The sequence below is a fragment of the Vicinamibacterales bacterium genome, assembly GCA_035699745.1.
Lineage (GTDB): Bacteria > Acidobacteriota > Vicinamibacteria > Vicinamibacterales > 2-12-FULL-66-21 > JAICSD01.
Genome location: DASSPH010000088.1, coordinates 1 through 17,061, shown reverse-complemented (window position 1 = coordinate 17,061; position 17,061 = coordinate 1). Strand labels below are relative to the sequence as shown.

The following is a 17,061-nucleotide window of genomic DNA, read 5'->3' as shown; positions in this document are numbered from 1 at the left end:
TCCGGCCCCAAGGCGGCGATCCTTGGGTTAGATGTCTACCCGAGACAGACAGGATCGCCTGGCGCTGATGCAGGGCACGCTCGACGTGCTGATCCTGCGTACCCTCATCTTCGGTCCGCAGCACGGGCAGGGGATTGCCCGGGCGATCCAGGAAACCTCGCAGGACGAGCTGCTCGTCGACCACGGCGCGCTGTATCCGGCCCTGCAACGGCTCGAAGCGCAGGGCTGGATCGGGGCGAAGTGGGGCACCTCGTCGAACAACCGCCGGGCGCGGTTCTACACGCTGACCAAGGCAGGGCGCGCGCAGTTGACCCGGGAGTCGAACCGCTGGCGCCGGCTCGCCGCCGCGATGGCACGCGTGCTGGGGCCTGAAACGGAGCCGCGGTGATGCGGCTGCCGCGGCGGCGCCGGCCCGACGAAGACTTTGCCGCCGAAGTGGACGCCCACATCGCGCTCGAAGCCGATCGCCTGATCGCGGACGGCATGGCGCCGGCGGAAGCGCGCGCGGCGGCCGCCCGAGCGTTCGGGAACGCTGCCGCGGCGCGGGAGCGGTTCTACGAAACGAACCGCTGGATGTGGCTCGATCACTTCGTCCGCGATCTTCGCTACGGCGCGCGGGCGCTGCGCCAGAGCCCCGCCTTCCTGGTGACGACCGTACTGACGCTCGCGGTCGGCCTCGGGCTGGTCACGGTCGTGTTCACGGTGTTCAACGCCTACGTGCTGCGGCCGTTCGCGGTGCGCGATCCGGCGACGCTCTATCGCATCGCCTGGCGTGCGCCCGATGCCGGCGGGCAGAACTTCGCGTGGCGCGATTACGAGGCGCTGCGCGAGCGTACCGACATCTTCTCGGCGATGGTGGCCGAGCACAATCGTTTCGTGTCGTCGGTGGGGCGGCCGATCGCCGCGGCCTTCGTGTCGGCGAACTACTTCGACGTCCTTGGACCCGAGATGCTCGACGGCCGCCCGCTGCGCGCCGCCGACGCGCACGCGTACTCCGTCGTCTTGAGCCACCAGGCGTGGACGAGGCTCTTCGCCGCGGACCGCCGCGCGCTGGGCAGCGAGGTCGAGCTGGATGGCCGGCCGTTCACCGTCGTCGGCATCATGGGGCCGCGCTTCACGGGCCTCGACGACTATCCGCTGGACGTCTGGGCCCCGCAATCCACCTACGCGGACATGCGTCCGATTGCGCCCGGCAGTCCCGAACCGCGCCGGGCCGAGATCACCGTCCGGTTTCAGCCCGGCGTGACCATCGCGCATGCCGAAGCAGCGCTGACGCCGTTCGTGTCGTCGCGCATGGGCGCGCTGACGAAGACGCCGTCCGCCGTCCGTGCCGAGATGCGCCCCAATTCGACGCCGAACCCGCTGAGCGTCGAGACGCTCGCGGTGCTGTCCCCGGTGTTCGCGGCGTTCGTGCTCGTGCTCGTCACCGCGTGCGCGAACGTGTCGAACGTGATGCTGGCGCGCGCGGTTGGACGCCAGCGCGAGATCGCGGTGCGCCTGTCGCTCGGCGCCACGCGGAGGCGGGTCGTGGCGCAGCTGCTGACGGAAGGCCTGTTGGTGGCGGCGCTGGCCGGCGCCGCCGCTCTGGCGCTCGCAGCATGGCTCCTGCGCGCCGGGGTAGTGGCGCTGTTCAGCACGCTGCCGCCCTCGCTGGCGGCGCTGATGCGCGTGGTGCCGCTGTCGTTCGATTACCGGGTGTTCGGGTTTGCGCTGGCGGTCGCGGCAGTGGCCACGCTGATGTTCGCGCTGGTGCCCGCGCTGCAGGCCTCGCGGCAGCGGCTGACCGACGCGATGCACGGCCAGCGCAGCGGCACGCGGACCGCGTCGCGGCTGCGCGGCGCGCTCGTCATCGCGCAGGTCGCCGTGTCGCTGCTGCTGGTGGTGATCGCGCTGACGCTGGCCCGCAACTTCACGTCGCTGGGCGCGATCGACCTCGGCTACGACACGCGCGGCGTCTACTCGATCAACGTGCGCGGCGAGCAGGGCAGCCAGCTCGCCCGCGTGGCGGACGTGCTCTCGCTCGATCCGCGCGTCGCGGAGCTTGCCGTGACGGGCGGCAACCCGATGTTCGTCCAGTCCCGCAACGTGGCGGCGCGGCCGCGGTCACCGCTGCCGGACGGCGAGCCGTCGCGATCCGGGGCGGTGCCGACGCGATACACGTTCGTCTCGCCTGAATACTTCACGATCCTGCGGATTCCCATCGTGCAGGGACGCTCGTTCACGCGCGAGGAGGCGCGCGGCGCGGCGCCCGTGGCGGTGGTCAGCGCCGCCGCGGCGCGGACCTTCTGGCCGAACGCCAATCCGATCGGGCAGACGATCGCCATCGAACGTGCGAACGGACGCCGCGTCGAGGAGATTCCCGGCTACACGGAAGCGACAGTCGTCGGCGTCGCCGCGGACGTCGTCAGCGGGCTGCTCGTGGACGGCAAGGATGCCAGCCACATGTATCTACCGACGCACGCGCGGCACGAGCAGGCGTCGGCGCTGCTGATCCGTCCGCGCGCCGCCGGCGAGCTCCGTCTGGACGCGCTCCAGGAACTCTTCCGCCGCACCGGCGCGGACCCGGAGACGTTCGAGGCGATTCCGCTGGACGAGATGCGCCAGGCCCAGGTCTATCCGCTTCGGGCAGCGGCGTGGATCGGCGGACTGCTCGGCGGAATCGCGCTGGTGCTCAGCATCTCCGGGCTGTACGGCGTGCTGTCGTACACGCTCAGTCAGCGGACCCGCGAGATCGGCATCCGCATGGCACTGGGCGCCACGGCCGGCGCGGTCATCGGACTGGTGATGCGGCAGTCCGTCCGCCTCGCCGGCGTCGGCGCCCTGGCCGGAACCGCGATCGCGTTCGCGACGTTGAAGTTCCTCGGCTCGCTGGTGCAGCTGAAGGAGGTGTCGCTGCTCAACGCGGCGCCGTTCGCCATCGCGCTGGCGCTGGTGCTCCTCGCCACCGTCCTCGCCGCCTACCAGCCCGCCCGCCGCGCAACGCGCGTCGACCCTGCCGAGACGCTGCGCGCCGAAGCCTAGCCGCGGATCGCACGGACAACCGGCGCGCCTCACATCGCCGACGCCGTCATCAGATCCAGACGCGCAGCCACACGGAGCCGAATGATACGCTCGTCGCGTCATGCGCGTCGCGATCGTCGGCGGCCCCGGCATCGGCAAGAGCACGCTCGTCCGGCAGCTCGGGGACCTGTATCACAACGGCTCGTACGGCGAAGGCGAGCAGGGGGTGTGGCACCCGGGGGTGCTCGAGGACATCGAGGCAGGGCGGAATGCCGTCGCCGTGACGACGTACTTCGCGCGCCTCTACGATGCCAACTACCGCGATGCCGCCGATCACGATCGGCCCGGCAAAGTGATCTTCTTCGAGGGGGCGCGCATCACGCTCGAGGCGCACCTGGCGGAGTACCCCGAGGAGTGCCATGCGGACCTTCGACGGGTGCTCGCGATTGGCGACCACTGGAACCCCGATCGCACGATTGTCCTCACCTCGAGCACCGACACCGTCGACAAGCACATCAGGCTCCGCAACCGGCCGCATGAGGACGCCGAGAACATGGTGCGGCGCTTCCGGCTGATCGACGCCGAGTTCCGCCGTCTGGCGCCCACCTACCCCAATACCGTCGTGATCAACCGCGACGGGAAGGAGTTTCACGACCGGGCCGGCCTCGTCGACGTCATCCGGCTGGCCGGCCTGCCGCCGTTCGAGGAAATCCCCTACGAGGCGGGGGCGGCCGGGTTATCATAGAGGCCGCCTCGACATGCTCAGCCGCGCCCTGATTCTGCTCCTCATGCTGCTCGGGTTCGCCTCGAGCGCCGCCGCACAGGCGCAGACGCTTCACGTCATCCCGCTGCCGCGGGACGGCGAGGTGCTCGTCTCGTTCAAGCTCGAGGAATCGTTGACCGACGAGGTCCGGGCGGCCATCAACAGCGGGCTGACGGTCAAGTTCATCTACAAAGTCGATCTGCGGCGCAGTTCGGCCGTATGGGTCGATCGCACGATAAGGTCGGCGGTGGTAATGGCATCGGTGCGGTACGACACGCTGACCCGCACCTACCACTTCTCGCGCGCCATCGACGGCCGGATCGAGTTCGCCGACACCACGCTCAAGGAAGACATCGCGTGGAACTGGCTCACCCGCGACTTCGCGCGCCTGTCGTTGTTTCCCGGCGTCCAGCTCGAGCCGAACGCCGACTACTACGTCCGCGTCACCGCGAACGCCTCGCCCCGCAACTCTGCCTTCGTCTGGCCCTGGCAGGGCGATCACGCGCTGGGACTGGGTAAGTTCACCTTCATCCGGTAGCTGACGATGCGACGCGGGATCCTGTCCGCCGGAATCGCTGTCCTCACCACTGCTGTGCTGCAGGTGGCGCTGCCGTCGGCGCAGCAGCCATCGCCGCTGTTCACGCAGGGCGGCAGCATCCCGGTTCTCGATTCCTATCTCGAGGCGCTTCGCCAGCAGGCGGGCATTCCCGGCATGGCCGCCGCCGTCATGCTGGACGGCGAAACCGTCTGGGAGAAGGGCTACGGCTTCGCGAACACCGCCACGCGCGAGCGCGTCACCCCCGACACGCCGTTCATGGTGGGCGACATGAGCGGCACGCTCGCCGCCGTGCTGCTGCTGCAGTGCGTCGAGCAGCGCCACCTCGAGCTCGATCAGCCGGTGTCGCGCTATGGGCTCTCGTCCCCCGAGCCGGACGCGACGCTCCGCGGCCTGCTCTCACACGCCGCCCCGGGCGCCGGCCGCGTCACCGGCGGCGAGCCGTTCGCCTACAGTCCCGAGCGCTACTCGAGCCTCACCGCCCTGATGGAGTGGTGCGCGCCGCAGCCCTATCGAAAGAGCGTGTCGCACCGCGTGCTGAACCGCCTCGCGATGCGCGATTCGGTTCCGGGCACGGATCTGATCGATCCCAATCTCGCGCTGCCCGACGATCTGTTCGCCCCCGACGAGCTCGAACGCTATCGCACGGTGCTGCAGCGGATCGCGGTGCCCTACAAGGTCACGGGGCGCACCAGGGCGGATCGCATGGAGCTGCCGGTCGCGCCGATGACCGCGTCCGGCGGACTGGTGTCGACGGTGCGCGACCTGGCTCGGCTCGATCGCGCGCTGTCGCCCAATGGCGTCCTGCTGCTGGACGAGACGCTGGCCGCGGCGTGGACCCCCGCGTTCGACCGCAGCGGGCAGGCGACGCCGATGGGCCTCGGCTGGTTCGTCCAGTTCCACCGCGGCGAGCGCGTGGTATGGCACTTCGGCCAGGTGCCGAACGCCTACTCCGCCCTGATCCTCAAGCTGCCGCTCAAGCGGATCACCTTCATCCTGCTCGCCAACAGCGACGGGCTGAGCAATCCGTTCCAGCTGCAGTCGGGCGACGTCACCCGCTCGCTGTTCGCCACGATCTTCCTCAAGCTCACAACCTAGCGGTGATGGTGAGAGCGGCCGTTCTTGCCTGCGCGCTGCTGCTGGCAGCGCCCGCCGCCGCTTCTGCCGAGTGGCAGATCACCCCGATGATCGGCGTGACCTTCGCCGGCAAGACGACGATCACCGATCCCGACCAGGGTACATCCAACCGTCACCCGGCCCTCGCCGGGTCGGTCGCCCTGCTCAGCGGCGGCGTGCTCGGCGTCGAAGGAGTGGTGTCACTCACGCCCCGGTTCTTCGAGAACCGCGACATGCGGACGCTGTTGACTCCGTCCGGACAGAGTCCGATCGTCGACAGCAGTTACGCCTTCGCGATGATGGGCAACGTCGTCGTCGCCGCGCCCCAGAAATGGACCGAGTACTTCCTGCGCCCGTTCGTGTCCGGCGGGTTCGGCCTGCTGCGCGTCTCGAAGGTCGAGGGGGCGGATCTGCTGTCGACGAACCTCAACCTGTTCGCCTACAACGTCGGCGGCGGCGCCGTGGGATTTCTCACGCGGCACACCGGCGTGCGATTCGACGTGCGCTACTACAGCACCGTCACCGGGACCTACCACGGCCCGATCGCGTTGGGTGACGGAGACGTGCACGTCCGCTACATGACAGCCTCGCTCGGCGTCGTGATCCGTCCCGGCCGGCCGCGCTGAGCCGGATTTCGCGCCTCCTGCGCCTTGCCAGGAGGAGGTCAGAATGCGTAGCGCCGTCTTGCTGTTGGCTGCTCTCGCCGTCGCGTCACCCGCCGCCGCACAGGAACGCCTGAAGGAAGTCTGGGTCAGCCACGCGGACTCGGGCGAGGTCGTGCGCGGCGAGATCGTCACCTTGAGTCCCGAGTCGCTGACGATTCTGACCGTCGATCAGCGCCGCGTCGACCTGCCGTTGTCGCGCGTGCTGCGGATCGAGACGCGGGGAGACTCGCTGAAGAACGGCCTCGTGCTGGGTGCCGCGATCATGGGCGGGTTGTCGCTGGTCGCCTGCCAGGGGGCGACCAACGCCGGGCAGTGCGGCGCGATCGTAGGGTTCAACGCCGGCTTCGGCGCGTTGATCGGCGCAGGCATCGATGCGTTGAACGGCGGCCGGAGCGCGGTCTACAGCCGTCCGCCGGCGCCGGCACCTGGAGGCGCGGCCGGGCTGCAGGTGCGGCTGCGCTTCTGAGGATCAGGCGCGGCCGGCGAACTCGCGCGTCTCGGTGTGCACCTTCACCTTTTCCCCCTCCTTGATGAACAGCGGGACGCGGATCTCGAGTCCGGTCTCCAGCGTCGCGTTCTTCGTGACGCCGCCGCTGGCGGTGTCGCCGCGGACGCCGGGTTCGGTTGCGACGACGGCGAGCTCGATGTGCGGCGGGAACTGGAGCCCGATCGGCCCGCCGTTCCACTTCTGCACCTGCACCAGCAGGTTGTCGACCAGCAGCAGCCGATCGTCGCCGACGATCTCGGGGCGCAGCGTCATCGTGTCGAACGATTCCTGGTCCATGAAGTGGAAGCCGGCGCTGTCGGCGTACTGGAACATCGCGTCGACCATTTCCAGATCCGGCTCGGCGAACTTCTCGCCCGCCTTGAACGTCTTGTCGAACACTGCGCGGGTGAGCAGGTTGCGCATCTTGATGCGGACCAGCGTCTGGCCGCCTCGCGCCGTCGGGCGGGAAACCTCGACGTCGATGACGTGATACGGGGCGCCCTCGTACTCGAAGAACATCTTCCGCTTGATCTCGATTGCTTCAATCAGCGCAGCCATGACCGTCTATTGTAGCGTCCCATGGCCGCGGCGCTCGACACCCGTGGCCTCCGGGTCAGAGCCCGGTGGCGGCAATCGTTGCTGGCTGGCGGTCCTTCAGCGTCGCAATGATCCGGTCCGCGACCCGCCGGGCGACGGCCTTGCGTTCCTCTTCGGGTACGTCGTCCATCGAGAAGATGTCCGTGTACTTCTTGTACATGGGCAGAGCATCAATATGGACGACTCTGTCTTCGGGAATGAGCGTCTTGAGGACGCGTCCATGGCACTTCAGAAAGCAGCCGTCGATCATGATTGTCTGGTTGGCGTCCTTGACCCAGCGCGCCATTGCCGAATGAGGCACGAAAAACGCTTCGGCGTGGCACGCGCGGGCAAACCCCGGCACTTCGTTGGCGACCAGGTTTGCGGCGAGCCTGGCGATGTCGCCTCGGATGCACGGTCCCTCGCATGAGAGTACGGGGATCTTCCTGTTTTCGATGTTGCGCCTGGCGTACGCCTCGCCTGCCGGACACAATCCCTTGACGCCTTGCACGGCGACGGAGAAATCGGGTGTGTAGTCTTCCATGTTCACCCCCCGGCACAAGCCATCTCTCATAAATGATCAACGCGCGTGCCACAGCGCGCTTGACGATCTGCCAGGGGGCCAGTGGACGGCGGATGGCTCACACACCGGAATTTCCAGGGTGTGCGGGGAATAACCCGCACGCCCGCGTCAACTGACGGCGTTCTGCCGTCGCGACAGTGCCTGGCCGGCAGTTATCCTGCCGCGCTCAGGCACGACTGAGCGGCCGCGCGGCCACTCTGTTCATGCCACGCGCCTGGCAGTGCGCGATCCAGGCGCGTCATTTCACCAAGCCGCTGAACGACGCGGCTGGCGGCGACCACCGTTACCGTTCCGCCATGCTGTCGAGCGCGCCGAACGAGAGCGGCGAGAAGGCCGACCCCTCGTGCATCCAGGTCGGTCACGCACGACAGATCGAGCGCCACATGCGTGGCGGCCTCGTCCAGGTGCGGCGTCCACAGCGCGTCGTGCGCACCGCGGCCCAGCACCAGCCGGCCGCAGGCGCGCACGAGCACCCGGTGTGCGTCGCGGATCGACGTGAGCGAAAACTGACGCACCCTGGACAGCTTGACGCTCCGCGTCTGCCTGTGTCTCCATTCCATTACGTGCTGCATCTCGTCCCCCCTCGCCGCTGGTGTGCCAGACCCTACGAGCAGCAGGTCGGGCCGCAGCATGTCTTCGCTTCGGGCTTTCGCGCACGGATGAACGCGCTGGCGATCCTGCCGTCGACGTCGGCGGCAATGCGATCCACGTCGAGACCGGCGCCGGCGAGAAACGCCCGCGCGTCCTCGACCCGATATACCCGCCACGCCTCGACCGTCGGGTCGGCGAACCCCGCCGCCCGCAGTTTCGAAACGTACTCCTCGTCGCGAAGCGCGCCCGCGACACACCCGACCCAGAGCTCCAGGCTGCGACGAATCTCCGGCGCGACCTCACCGCGAATGACCACGTCGGACACGGCGAAGCGGCCGCCGGGTTTCAGGACGCGGAAGGCCTCGCGGAGCACCGCATCCTTGTCGACCGACAGATTGATCACGCAATTGGAGATGATGACGTCGACGGACTGGTCGGGAAGCGGAATTGCCTCGATGGTGCCCTTGAGGAACTCGACGTTGGCCGCGCCGGCCTTGCGCTGATTCTCACGGGCAAGGGCCAGCATGTCGTCCGTCATGTCCAGGCCGTACACCTTGCCGGTCGGCCCGACGCGCTTCGCCGACAGCAGCACGTCGATCCCGCCACCGGATCCGAGATCGAGCACGGTCTCGCCGGGCGTCAGCTCGATGAGCGCCGTGGGGTTGCCGCAGCCGAGCGAGACGGCGACCGCCTCTGCGGGAAGCCCCTCGGTTTCGGAGCTCGCGTACAGGTTGGAGGTGATCGGGTCGCCGCACCCGCAGGCGGTCGGGCCGCAACACCCCGATGCGCCAACCGAGCGGGCAATCTCGCCGTATTTTTCGCGAACCGCATCCTGAACGCGTGTCGTGGACATCTGCCGTCTCCTTCGAGTGTAATTGTTACTGACAACCAATTCGCCTGACAAAGTCACGCGCAGGCCGCGGTTTCGCAGCCTGGACCGCAGCAGCCGCCGGCCGCGCCCGACCGGAATCGTGCGTCGGCGGCACGGGCGAGCCGCTGAATCACCTGGACGACACCGGCACGAATGTCGGGAGCCAGATCCCCCAGCAGCTGCTTCTGCTGCGCGACGAGATCCGACCAGATCCGCCCACACAACCGCCGCCCCGCCGGCGTGGCGTCGAGCAGCATCGCGCGCCCATCCGTGGCGTCCGGGCGCTGTTCGACGTAACCCTTTCGCACCAACGCGTTCACGACGCGGCTGGCGGTGCTCTTGTCCAGGAACAGGCGCTCCGCCAGCGCTCGCAGCCGCATCGGCCCACGCTCGACCAGTGTCTCGAGGGCGTAGCACTGCGTCACCGACACGTCATGGCAGCAGATGCGATCGCGATCGCGGAACTGGTACACGCGCACCAGCTCGGCCACGGCCGCCTGCAGGGCCTCGGCGTCCCCCTGGAGGTCGGCTGCCGGCACGGTCGATCGGGATGAGATGCTCGTCGTCATGTAGTTGGTAGTGACAACAATATCTGACGACCGCAACCCGTGTCAAGTTCCGGCCAGTCCCGGCGCCGCGAGGGCGCGACATCAGGCCGCCTGGCGGCTGGCACGGGGGCCGCTCCGCGTGCCTTTCAGCGCCTCCGCCCTCTGCTTCACGCCGAGGAGCATCCGTCGCGTCATGATGAACGCCGCCGGCTCCATCACGCGCATGAACAGCCAGGCGCCAGCCGTATTCGCGTACCGTTCGGTACCGCGCGTGACCAGGCGCGTCCGGGTCGCGTCGAGCGGATACAGGCCAAACTGCCACACCCACTCGAAGCCGTGCGCGCGGTAGCCGAGCACCAGCGCGCGGCCGGTCTCGCAGGTGATGACGGTGAGCTCCGCGCGCGGCCCGAGATGCACCTGGTCGCCAACCGCCAGGTGCTGATACTCCGGAATGATGCGCGTCGCGCTCGGCCGATCGAGGATGCCGAATACCCGATCGAGCCAGTCATAGCTGTAAAGGCCGGCCCGGTCGGACCCGATCTGCACCAGCCACGGCCAGATGTCCTCCGGCAATGCGTCGATGGTGACGGCGTGCGTCGCGGAGTGCGTCGGATTCTCAAGCACGACATCGCCGGCCATGATGCGCGCGAGATCGCGGGGCGTGGCGCCCCATTGCCCCATCCACCGCCGGACCGGGAACCAGTACAGCGCCAGCAGAACGACAATCAGCAACAGTATGGGCAACATGACATCCTCCGCTGCTATTGCTCAGGATGCCACCGGCTCCGCGGCGCGATCCTTTGCGCCGGCAAAGAAGTCGGCGAGCGCGTCGCGTCCCTTCTTCTGCTGACCGAGCATGAGATGGCCTCCCGAATCGAGACTGACGAATCGAGCGCCGGGGATGCGTTCGGCCGCGCGCCGGCTCGCCTCGTGCGAGGCGAGCTGGTCGTCGTTGGTGTGCGCGATCAGCGTGGGGACGCTGATCTGCTCGAGCGCGCAGCTGTTGACGTCTGCGTTCGAGACGAAGAGGTCGAAGTTGAACCCCTCGCGGCTCATCGGGAACATGCTGTCGATCAGCTCGTCGACATTCCGGACGTCGTCCGGCGACATCACGAAGCTTTCGGGAACGGCCGCGACCATGCGGACCATCACCGACGGAACAAGCGTCCACAGCGCCCACATCACGAACTGCCGGCCGCTTCGCTTCGTCCATCGCGGCTGGACGACGGCGGTGGGACTGCCCGGCAGGTTTCCCACCAGCACGGCGAGATGCTTCACCCGGTCAGGGTGCCGCAGCGCCAGCTGCAGCGCGGAGGTGGCGCCGGCCGAGACCGCGACGACGTCGATGCTTCGAATGTCGAGCGCATCGAGCAGCGCCGCGAACGCGTCGGCCTGCGCCGCAGGCGTCGCGTCGGGCGGCATGCTCGAGCCGAGGTAGCCGAACCGGGACGGCGCGATGAGCCGCCGGCCGGCGAGCAGATCGCGGACCGAGATCAGTCCGCTGACGCAGTTCTGAAAGATCCCGTGCACGACGAGGACGGGCTCGCCGGCGCCGCGTTCCGCGTACTCGACGGCGCCCCATGGGGTCGAGACGGCGTGGCGGTCGACGGCGTCCAGGCGCGCCCGCGCCGCATGCAGATCCCGGCGGTAGCGGACGAGCAGCCCCAGCGCGGGGACTGCCACACCCGCGGCAACAGCGGCGGGCAGCGATGGTGTCCAGGAACGGTGCTTCGCCATGACACCGTGGGAACAGCATCGGCTGTACCCGCGTCACGGACGCGCGCGCGCGCGGGAAGTCAGGCAAACCCGCGAATGCCGGGGACCGGCCGCGCGTGCCCAGGGGAAAATACTCCCGCCGGAACGGGTTTTTCCGGCTCCCGCGGGCCGCGACTCAGCCCTGAGCCGCCTTCTTCGCTTCCCCCACGGGATTGATGTTGATGCCGGCGCGCTTCAGCGAGGCGTCGAAGCCGGCCTTGTCGACCGCCTTCGCGTAGGCTTCGGCGGGTTCGACCAGCTTCTTCGTCACCAGGTCCATCAACGCGTCGTTCAGGCTCACCATCCCGTTCGCCTTGTTCACCTGCATGATCGAGGGGATCTGGAAGGTCTTGCCCTCGCGGATCAGGTTGCTGACGGCCTGCGTCGCGATCAGCACCTCGAGCGCCGCCACACGGCCGCCGCCGATCTTGCGGCACAGCGTCTGCGCGATGACCCCCTTCAGCGACTCCGACAGCATCACGCGGATCTGCGCCTGGCGATCCGCGGGGAACTGATCGATGACGCGATCCACTGTGGAGGCGGCGGTGGTCGTGTGCAGCGTGCCGAACACCAGGTGGCCGGTTTCGGCGGTCTCGATCGCGATCGCCACCGTCTCCAGGTCGCGCAGCTCGCCGACGAGAATGATGTCCGGGTCCTCGCGCAGCGCGGCGCGCAGCGCGTCCTTGAACGAATCGGTGTGGGTGCGGACCTCGCGCTGGTTGATCAGGCACCGCTGGTTCTCGTGCACGAACTCGATCGGATCCTCGATCGTGATGATGTGATCCTGCCGAGTGCGGTTGATGTAATCGATCATCGCGCAGAGCGTCGTCGACTTGCCCGATCCGGTCGGGCCGGTGACGAGCACCAGTCCCTTGTTCAGCGAGCAGAGATTGAGAATGTGCGGCGACAGCCCGAGCTGCTCGGCGGTGAGAATCTTCGACGGAATGACGCGGAACACCGCACCCGGTCCGCGGCGGTCGGCGAAGACGTTGGATCGGAAGCGGGCGAGCTGCGCGATCTCGTAGGCGAAGTCGGTGTCGTGCCGGTCGGTGTACTCCTTCCGGTTCTTCTCGGGAATGATCGGCGCGAGCAGCTGGACGACGTCCTGCGAGGTGAGGTGCGCCGCGGCCGGATCGAGCGCCTGCATGTGGCCGTCCTTGCGCACCATCGGCGCCGAGCCGACGCACAAGTGGAGATCGGACGCGCCCTGCGCCACCATCGCGCGGAACAGTTGATCGATCGGAGGAGGAGTCTCGCTCAAGGGCCTGATACCTCGGTGAATGCGACGATGTGAGCGGCGTTGAGAATGAGGACCGACGTGCCCGACTCGACGTAGCGGAACACCTCCGGCTGCCGCGTCCAGTCGCTCAGCCGATCGCGCCCGGCCGGGCGGGCGACGCGGACGAACGCGTCGAGGCGGCGCCCGTTCGACAGCAGGATGGAGACCGGCCGCCGCGACGCGACGTCGTAGTCGGGATCGTCCTTCGGTTCGTTGTCGAAGATCTCCGCGGAAATCAGGTGGGCGCGGTTGTACAGCACCGTCCGCGGATGGCCGTTCCCCTCGACCTCGAATGGAAAAAAGCCGGGCTCGGAATTGAGCAGGTCCGCGACGCGCTCGCCGCCGTGCCGGCGGGTGGTGTCACCGGCGGTGAAGAACGAGCCGCGCGCCACCTCGCCGCCGACCATGGTGACGACGGCCGCGGCGCGGCGCTTCTCGAATCGGAACTCGTTCGACCCGCCTGGCGATTCCATACGGTTGCTTATCGGATCCTGAGCTACGCTGCTTCATGGTTTCCGCCGAAGGGTGCTCCCTCGACGCGCGCTCCACCCCCCGCGCGTACTACGGGTGGTGGGTGGTGCTGGTGGCCGCCGCCGCGATGGTGGGCACGCTGCCCGGACGGACGCAAGGACTCGGTCTCATTACCGAGCCGCTGCTCCGCGATCTGGGACTCGATCGCGTCACGTTCGCGCAGCTGAATCTCTGGGGCACGCTGGCCGGCGCGCTCTTCGGGATCGGCATCGGGCGGCTGATGGATCGCTTCGGTGCACGATCCGTGCTCACGGCGGTGGCGGTGGTCCTCGGCGCGATCGTCTGCGCGATGTCACAGGTACAGAGCCTGGCGGCGCTGGCTGTGTCGATTACGCTCACGCGCGGATTCGGCCAGAGTGCGCTCTCGGTCATCAGCATCGCGACCGTCGGCCACTGGTTCGTCCGCCGCATCGACGCCGCGATGGCGATCTACAGCATCGTCCTCAGCGTGGGCTTCATGGCTGCCTTTCCCGCGGTCGGCTGGGCGGTGCAGGCGCACGGCTGGCGCGCGGCCTGGCTCGCGGTCGGCCTGTCGATTCTCGTGGGACTGGCGCCGCTCTGCTGGCTGGTCGTCCGCCGCTCGCCCGCCGATCTTGGCCTGGAGCCGGACGGGGACTCAAAAGGGGTCAGACCCGGGTCTGACCCCTTTTCGGCGCCCGGCGACGGCCCAAAAGGAACCAGACCCGGGTCTGACCCCTTTTCGGTGCCGTGGCGGGTCGCGGTTACCCAGCCGGCGTTCTGGGTGTTCGCTCTTGGCACAGCGCTTTACGGTCTTGTCGCCTCGGGCATCGGCCTGTTCAACGAATCGATCCTCGCCGAACGGCGGTTCGGACCCGAGGTCTACTACCAGACCCTCGCCGTCACGGCCATGACCGGGCTCGCTGGAAACTTCCTCGGGGGGTGGCTGGCGACGAAAGCGCCGCTCGGACGGCTGCTCGCCGCCTCGTTGTTCACGCTCGCCGCCGGCCTGCTCATGCTGCCCGCCGTCTCAACGATCGCGCACGTCATGGTCTGGGCGTCGGCGATGGGCATTGGCGGCGGCATCCTGATGGTGCTGTTCTTCAGCGTGTGGCCGCGCTTCTACGGCCGCCGCGACCTCGGCCGCATCCAGGGGACGGCGCAGGCGCTCACCGTCGCCGGGTCCGCCGTCGGCCCGCTGCTGCTCGCCGTGTGCGTGGCGTGGACGGGCAGCTACGCCGGCATGTTCCGCATTCTGGCCGCGATCGTCGCAGCGAACGGCATCGCGGCGCTCGCCGTGAAACGGAGGACGTCATGAACATCGATCGCTATACGAAGTGCGTGCTGACCGTCATCGCCGCGTGTCTGCTGTGGATGTGCGTCATGGGCGCCGGATCTCCGCTCGCCGCGCAGAGCGGCACGCGGCTGTTTCCGCACGCGGACGTGCAGCCGGTGATTCTCGTCGGCACCGGCACGCTCGACCAGGCGGGCACGGTGACGGTGAACTTCGTCTCGAGGCGCGGCCAGATCCCGGCGACCGACCCGACCCTTCCGGTCACGCTGCCGACGCCGCTGCTGGCGACGCTCCCGTATTCGCCCGGCGCGCCGCTGCCGGTCGAGATCGCGTCGGTGAAGAAGACGGGCGACTGGGAACCGCTGCGCGCGAGTGTCGAGGATGCGCCGACGCGCCGGCAGCCGGGGAACGGAAAGCAGTAGAATACGCCGGCTCGAGGAGGACGGATGCGATCACGAATGGCGCTGGCCGCATTGGGGGTGAGCGTGCTCGGCACGCTGGCTGCCGGACAGGACAGACCCGGTCAGCACCTGAACCCGATGATCGATCTTCACCTCCAGAAGAAGCCGATCTTCGGTCTCTACGCGCCCCGCAATCCGCGCGGCGCCGCCGCGGCGAAGACGGCGGCGGAACTCGCCAGGGACGCGGTCGCTTACGAGAAGAGCGACTTCATCTTCGACGGCTCGATGGAAGGCGGCGTAGATCGGGCGATCGGTCCGTTCACGGAATTCATGCGCGGTCTCGCCGACGCGGCGCCGGCGGCGGTTCGCTGGAAGCATCCGGTGTCGGTGAAGACGCCGGAGATCGCGCCCGACCCCGCCAAGGCGGTCGAGAACATCAGCCGCCAGTTGAACCTGGGCGCGTCGACGATCGTGTTCGTCGGCGTCGAGAGCGCCGCCGAACTCCAGCAGGGGCTCGCGGCAACGCGGTTCAAATCGAGAGGGGGCACGCGCCCCGACGACGTCGGCGCGGCGCCGGCGTATTGGGGCCTCTCGGAGGCGGAGTACCGCGACAAGGCGGATCTCTGGCCGTTGAATCCGAAAGGGGAGCTCACCACCTGGGCGATCGTCGAGAGCAAGGCCGGGCTCGCCAAGGTTCGTGAGATCGCCGCGGTCAAAGGGATCAGCGTGCTGTTTCCCGGCGCCGGCACGCTGCGCGGCGTGTTCACCGCAACCGGCGCCGACGGCCAGCGCAGCTTCGACCAGGCGGGCTGGGAAGCCGCGATCCAGCAGGTGCTGGCCGCGTGCAAGGAGTTCGACGTGCCCTGCGGCTATCCGGCGACCGAGAGCGACATCGAGACGCGCATCAAGCAGGGCTTCAGCGTGTTCATCATGAACTGGGGCGAACCCGGCTTCCGCGCCGTCGAGATAGGCCGCAAGGCTGCAGGGCGCTAGCTGCCGCCGGGATAGACGATCTTTCCGCCGACGATCGTCTGCACGATCCGCGCGCTGCGGATCGCCGCGGGATCGATGGTCCGCAGATCGCGATCGATGACGGTCAGGTCGGCGAGCCTGCCATGGGCAATGGCGCCGGACTCCGTCTCCGCGAACGCCGCATACGCGCCGCCCGCCGTATACGCGCGCAGCGCCTCCTCGACGGTGATCTTCTGCTCGGGCACCCAGCCGCCGGGATTCCTGCCGTCGAGCGTCCGCCGCGTCACCGCCGCATAGATGCCCTCCAGCGGGGTGGGCGGCGCCACGAACCAGTCGCTGCCGAACGCCAATCGCGCGCCGCTGTCCAGGAGCGATCTGAAGGCGTAGGTCGTCCGGATGCGCTCGGGGCCGATGACCCGCTCCGCCCACCGCCCGTCGTCGATGGCGTGATATGGCTGCATGCTCGGGATGACGCCGGCGGTGCCGAAGCGAGGGATGTCGGCGGCGCGGAGGTGCTGGGCGTGCTCGATGCGGAATCGCCGGTCGCGCGCGCCGTTCTCGCGCGCGACGCGCTCGAAGATGTCGAGCAGCGCGGCGTTGGCGCCGTCGCCGATGGCGTGCACGGCGACGTGCAGCCCCGATTTGTCGGCGCCCGAGATCCAGCGGTAGAGATCCTCGGGCGGCGTGACGAACAGCCCGCGATCCTTCGGCGCATCGGCAAACGGCTGCTCGAACCGGGCGGTGTGCGATCCGAGCGATCCGTCGACGAATCCCTTGAGCAGCCCGACGCGCAGCCAGGCATCGCCGCGTCCGTCCGGCCCGAAGCGCCTGGCGGCCAGGGTGTCGCGCAGCCGCTCCCACGTGCCGAGCGGCACGGCGGCGTAGATGCGCGTCCCGAGACGCCGGCCGCGCCAGGCGCGCTCGAACACGTCGAGATCGCTCCACGTGCCCATGTGATGCACCGCGGTCACGCCTTGCGCCGCGACGTAGCGCATCGCGGCGTCGAGTGCGCGATCGCTCGAGGCGTCGGACGGCGGCGGGACCTTGGCGTCGACGAGGCTCATCGCGTTGTCCTTGAGGACGCCGGTGGGGCGGCGCGACGCGTCGCGGACGAT

20 protein-coding genes are annotated in these 17,061 nt (G+C 68.7%); 10 read left to right on the top strand and 10 right to left on the bottom strand.

What is annotated here, in order from left to right; all coding sequences use genetic code 11:
* Window positions 1–31 precede the first annotated feature (31 nt).
* The 7 genes from VFK57_21200 to VFK57_21170 all read left to right on the top strand — a co-directional run bounded on the left by VFK57_21200 (window position 32) and on the right by VFK57_21170 (window position 6,566).
* The gene (locus tag VFK57_21200; protein ID HET7698246.1) at window positions 32–388 is read left to right on the top strand and encodes a PadR family transcriptional regulator; all 357 of its coding nucleotides are present in this window, start codon (window positions 32–34) and stop codon (window positions 386–388) included.
* Complete coding sequence (locus VFK57_21195; protein ID HET7698245.1) at window positions 388–3,021, top strand: ADOP family duplicated permease; 2,634 nt, start codon at window positions 388–390, stop codon at window positions 3,019–3,021. Before VFK57_21200 ends, VFK57_21195 begins: the two co-directional genes overlap by 1 nt.
* 100 nt (window positions 3,022–3,121) lie before the next feature.
* Window positions 3,122–3,745 (top strand): AAA family ATPase, encoded by a 624-nt coding sequence (locus VFK57_21190; GenBank protein ID HET7698244.1) that lies wholly within the window; start codon window positions 3,122–3,124, stop codon window positions 3,743–3,745.
* A 13-nt stretch (window positions 3,746–3,758) separates the two neighbouring features.
* On the top strand, window positions 3,759–4,301 hold the full coding sequence (locus tag VFK57_21185) for a DUF4390 domain-containing protein (protein HET7698243.1): 543 nt from the start codon (window positions 3,759–3,761) through the stop codon (window positions 4,299–4,301).
* 6 nt (window positions 4,302–4,307) lie between these two features.
* Window positions 4,308–5,417 (top strand): serine hydrolase domain-containing protein, encoded by a 1,110-nt coding sequence (locus VFK57_21180; protein ID HET7698242.1) that lies wholly within the window; start codon window positions 4,308–4,310, stop codon window positions 5,415–5,417.
* A gap of 8 nt (window positions 5,418–5,425) precedes the next feature.
* Window positions 5,426–6,061 carry an outer membrane beta-barrel protein gene (locus tag VFK57_21175; protein ID HET7698241.1) on the top strand — a complete coding sequence of 212 codons (636 nt, stop codon included), beginning with the start codon at window positions 5,426–5,428 and terminating at the stop codon, window positions 6,059–6,061.
* Window positions 6,062–6,104: 43 nt separating this feature from the next.
* Window positions 6,105–6,566, top strand: a complete 462-nt coding sequence (locus tag VFK57_21170) for a hypothetical protein (protein HET7698240.1) — start codon at window positions 6,105–6,107, stop codon at window positions 6,564–6,566.
* 3 nt (window positions 6,567–6,569) lie between these two features.
* On the opposite strand, the gene VFK57_21165 is transcribed toward VFK57_21170, so the two are convergent.
* From VFK57_21165 to VFK57_21125, 9 genes are all read right to left on the bottom strand, one after another.
* The gene (locus VFK57_21165; GenBank protein ID HET7698239.1) at window positions 6,570–7,145 is read right to left on the bottom strand and encodes an elongation factor P; all 576 of its coding nucleotides are present in this window, start codon (window positions 7,143–7,145) and stop codon (window positions 6,570–6,572) included.
* 55 nt (window positions 7,146–7,200) lie between these two features.
* A complete protein-coding gene (locus VFK57_21160) occupies window positions 7,201–7,707 on the bottom strand; it encodes a putative zinc-binding protein (protein ID HET7698238.1) in 507 nt (168 codons plus the stop codon).
* 191 nt (window positions 7,708–7,898) lie between these two features.
* Entirely contained in the window at window positions 7,899–8,261 is a 363-nt protein-coding gene (locus tag VFK57_21155; protein HET7698237.1) for an STAS domain-containing protein, read from the bottom strand.
* 89 nt (window positions 8,262–8,350) lie between these two features.
* Complete coding sequence (locus tag VFK57_21150; GenBank protein HET7698236.1) at window positions 8,351–9,190, bottom strand: arsenite methyltransferase; 840 nt, start codon at window positions 9,188–9,190, stop codon at window positions 8,351–8,353.
* Between the two features lie 53 nt (window positions 9,191–9,243).
* Entirely contained in the window at window positions 9,244–9,777 is a 534-nt protein-coding gene (locus VFK57_21145) for a MarR family transcriptional regulator (protein ID HET7698235.1), read from the bottom strand.
* Window positions 9,778–9,858: 81 nt separating this feature from the next.
* A complete protein-coding gene (locus tag VFK57_21140; GenBank protein HET7698234.1) occupies window positions 9,859–10,503 on the bottom strand; it encodes a hypothetical protein in 645 nt (214 codons plus the stop codon).
* Between the two features lie 21 nt (window positions 10,504–10,524).
* On the bottom strand, window positions 10,525–11,439 hold the full coding sequence (locus tag VFK57_21135) for an alpha/beta hydrolase (protein HET7698233.1): 915 nt from the start codon (window positions 11,437–11,439) through the stop codon (window positions 10,525–10,527).
* 208 nt (window positions 11,440–11,647) lie between these two features.
* Window positions 11,648–12,772 carry a type IV pilus twitching motility protein PilT gene (locus VFK57_21130; protein HET7698232.1) on the bottom strand — a complete coding sequence of 375 codons (1,125 nt, stop codon included), beginning with the start codon at window positions 12,770–12,772 and terminating at the stop codon, window positions 11,648–11,650.
* Window positions 12,769–13,263 (bottom strand): hypothetical protein, encoded by a 495-nt coding sequence (locus VFK57_21125; protein HET7698231.1) that lies wholly within the window; start codon window positions 13,261–13,263, stop codon window positions 12,769–12,771. The genes VFK57_21130 and VFK57_21125 overlap by 4 nt, the downstream gene beginning before the upstream one ends.
* Window positions 13,264–13,298: 35 nt before the next feature.
* Between VFK57_21125 and VFK57_21120 the strand changes: the two genes are divergently transcribed.
* The 3 genes from VFK57_21120 to VFK57_21110 are packed head-to-tail and all read left to right on the top strand — an operon-like array spanning window position 13,299 to window position 15,967.
* On the top strand, window positions 13,299–14,597 hold the full coding sequence (locus VFK57_21120; GenBank protein ID HET7698230.1) for an MFS transporter: 1,299 nt from the start codon (window positions 13,299–13,301) through the stop codon (window positions 14,595–14,597).
* Window positions 14,594–14,995 carry a hypothetical protein gene (locus tag VFK57_21115; protein HET7698229.1) on the top strand — a complete coding sequence of 134 codons (402 nt, stop codon included), beginning with the start codon at window positions 14,594–14,596 and terminating at the stop codon, window positions 14,993–14,995. The genes VFK57_21120 and VFK57_21115 overlap by 4 nt, the downstream gene beginning before the upstream one ends.
* Before the next feature lie 24 nt (window positions 14,996–15,019).
* Window positions 15,020–15,967, top strand: a complete 948-nt coding sequence (locus VFK57_21110) for an aldolase/citrate lyase family protein (GenBank protein HET7698228.1) — start codon at window positions 15,020–15,022, stop codon at window positions 15,965–15,967.
* Here VFK57_21110 and VFK57_21105 read toward each other — a convergent pair.
* Window positions 15,964–17,061: amidohydrolase (locus tag VFK57_21105; protein HET7698227.1), on the bottom strand; the 1,098-nt coding region annotated here is incomplete at its 5' end. The two genes, VFK57_21110 and VFK57_21105, sit on opposite strands and share 4 nt — an antisense overlap.

Coding starts and splice junctions, on each gene's coding strand:
- VFK57_21200 (HET7698246.1), top strand. CDS start 32: ATGTCTACCCGAGACAGACAGGATCGCCTGGCGCTGATGCAGGGCACG.
- VFK57_21195 (HET7698245.1), top strand. CDS start 388: ATGCGGCTGCCGCGGCGGCGCCGGCCCGACGAAGACTTTGCCGCCGAA.
- VFK57_21190 (HET7698244.1), top strand. CDS start 3,122: ATGCGCGTCGCGATCGTCGGCGGCCCCGGCATCGGCAAGAGCACGCTC.
- VFK57_21185 (HET7698243.1), top strand. CDS start 3,759: ATGCTCAGCCGCGCCCTGATTCTGCTCCTCATGCTGCTCGGGTTCGCC.
- VFK57_21180 (HET7698242.1), top strand. CDS start 4,308: ATGCGACGCGGGATCCTGTCCGCCGGAATCGCTGTCCTCACCACTGCT.
- VFK57_21170 (HET7698240.1), top strand. CDS start 6,105: ATGCGTAGCGCCGTCTTGCTGTTGGCTGCTCTCGCCGTCGCGTCACCC.
- VFK57_21165 (HET7698239.1), bottom strand. CDS start 7,145: ATGGCTGCGCTGATTGAAGCAATCGAGATCAAGCGGAAGATGTTCTTC.
- VFK57_21160 (HET7698238.1), bottom strand. CDS start 7,707: ATGGAAGACTACACACCCGATTTCTCCGTCGCCGTGCAAGGCGTCAAG.
- VFK57_21150 (HET7698236.1), bottom strand. CDS start 9,190: ATGTCCACGACACGCGTTCAGGATGCGGTTCGCGAAAAATACGGCGAG.
- VFK57_21145 (HET7698235.1), bottom strand. CDS start 9,777: ATGACGACGAGCATCTCATCCCGATCGACCGTGCCGGCAGCCGACCTC.
- VFK57_21140 (HET7698234.1), bottom strand. CDS start 10,503: ATGTTGCCCATACTGTTGCTGATTGTCGTTCTGCTGGCGCTGTACTGG.
- VFK57_21125 (HET7698231.1), bottom strand. CDS start 13,263: ATGGAATCGCCAGGCGGGTCGAACGAGTTCCGATTCGAGAAGCGCCGC.
- VFK57_21120 (HET7698230.1), top strand. CDS start 13,299: ATGGTTTCCGCCGAAGGGTGCTCCCTCGACGCGCGCTCCACCCCCCGC.
- VFK57_21115 (HET7698229.1), top strand. CDS start 14,594: ATGAACATCGATCGCTATACGAAGTGCGTGCTGACCGTCATCGCCGCG.
- VFK57_21110 (HET7698228.1), top strand. CDS start 15,020: ATGCGATCACGAATGGCGCTGGCCGCATTGGGGGTGAGCGTGCTCGGC.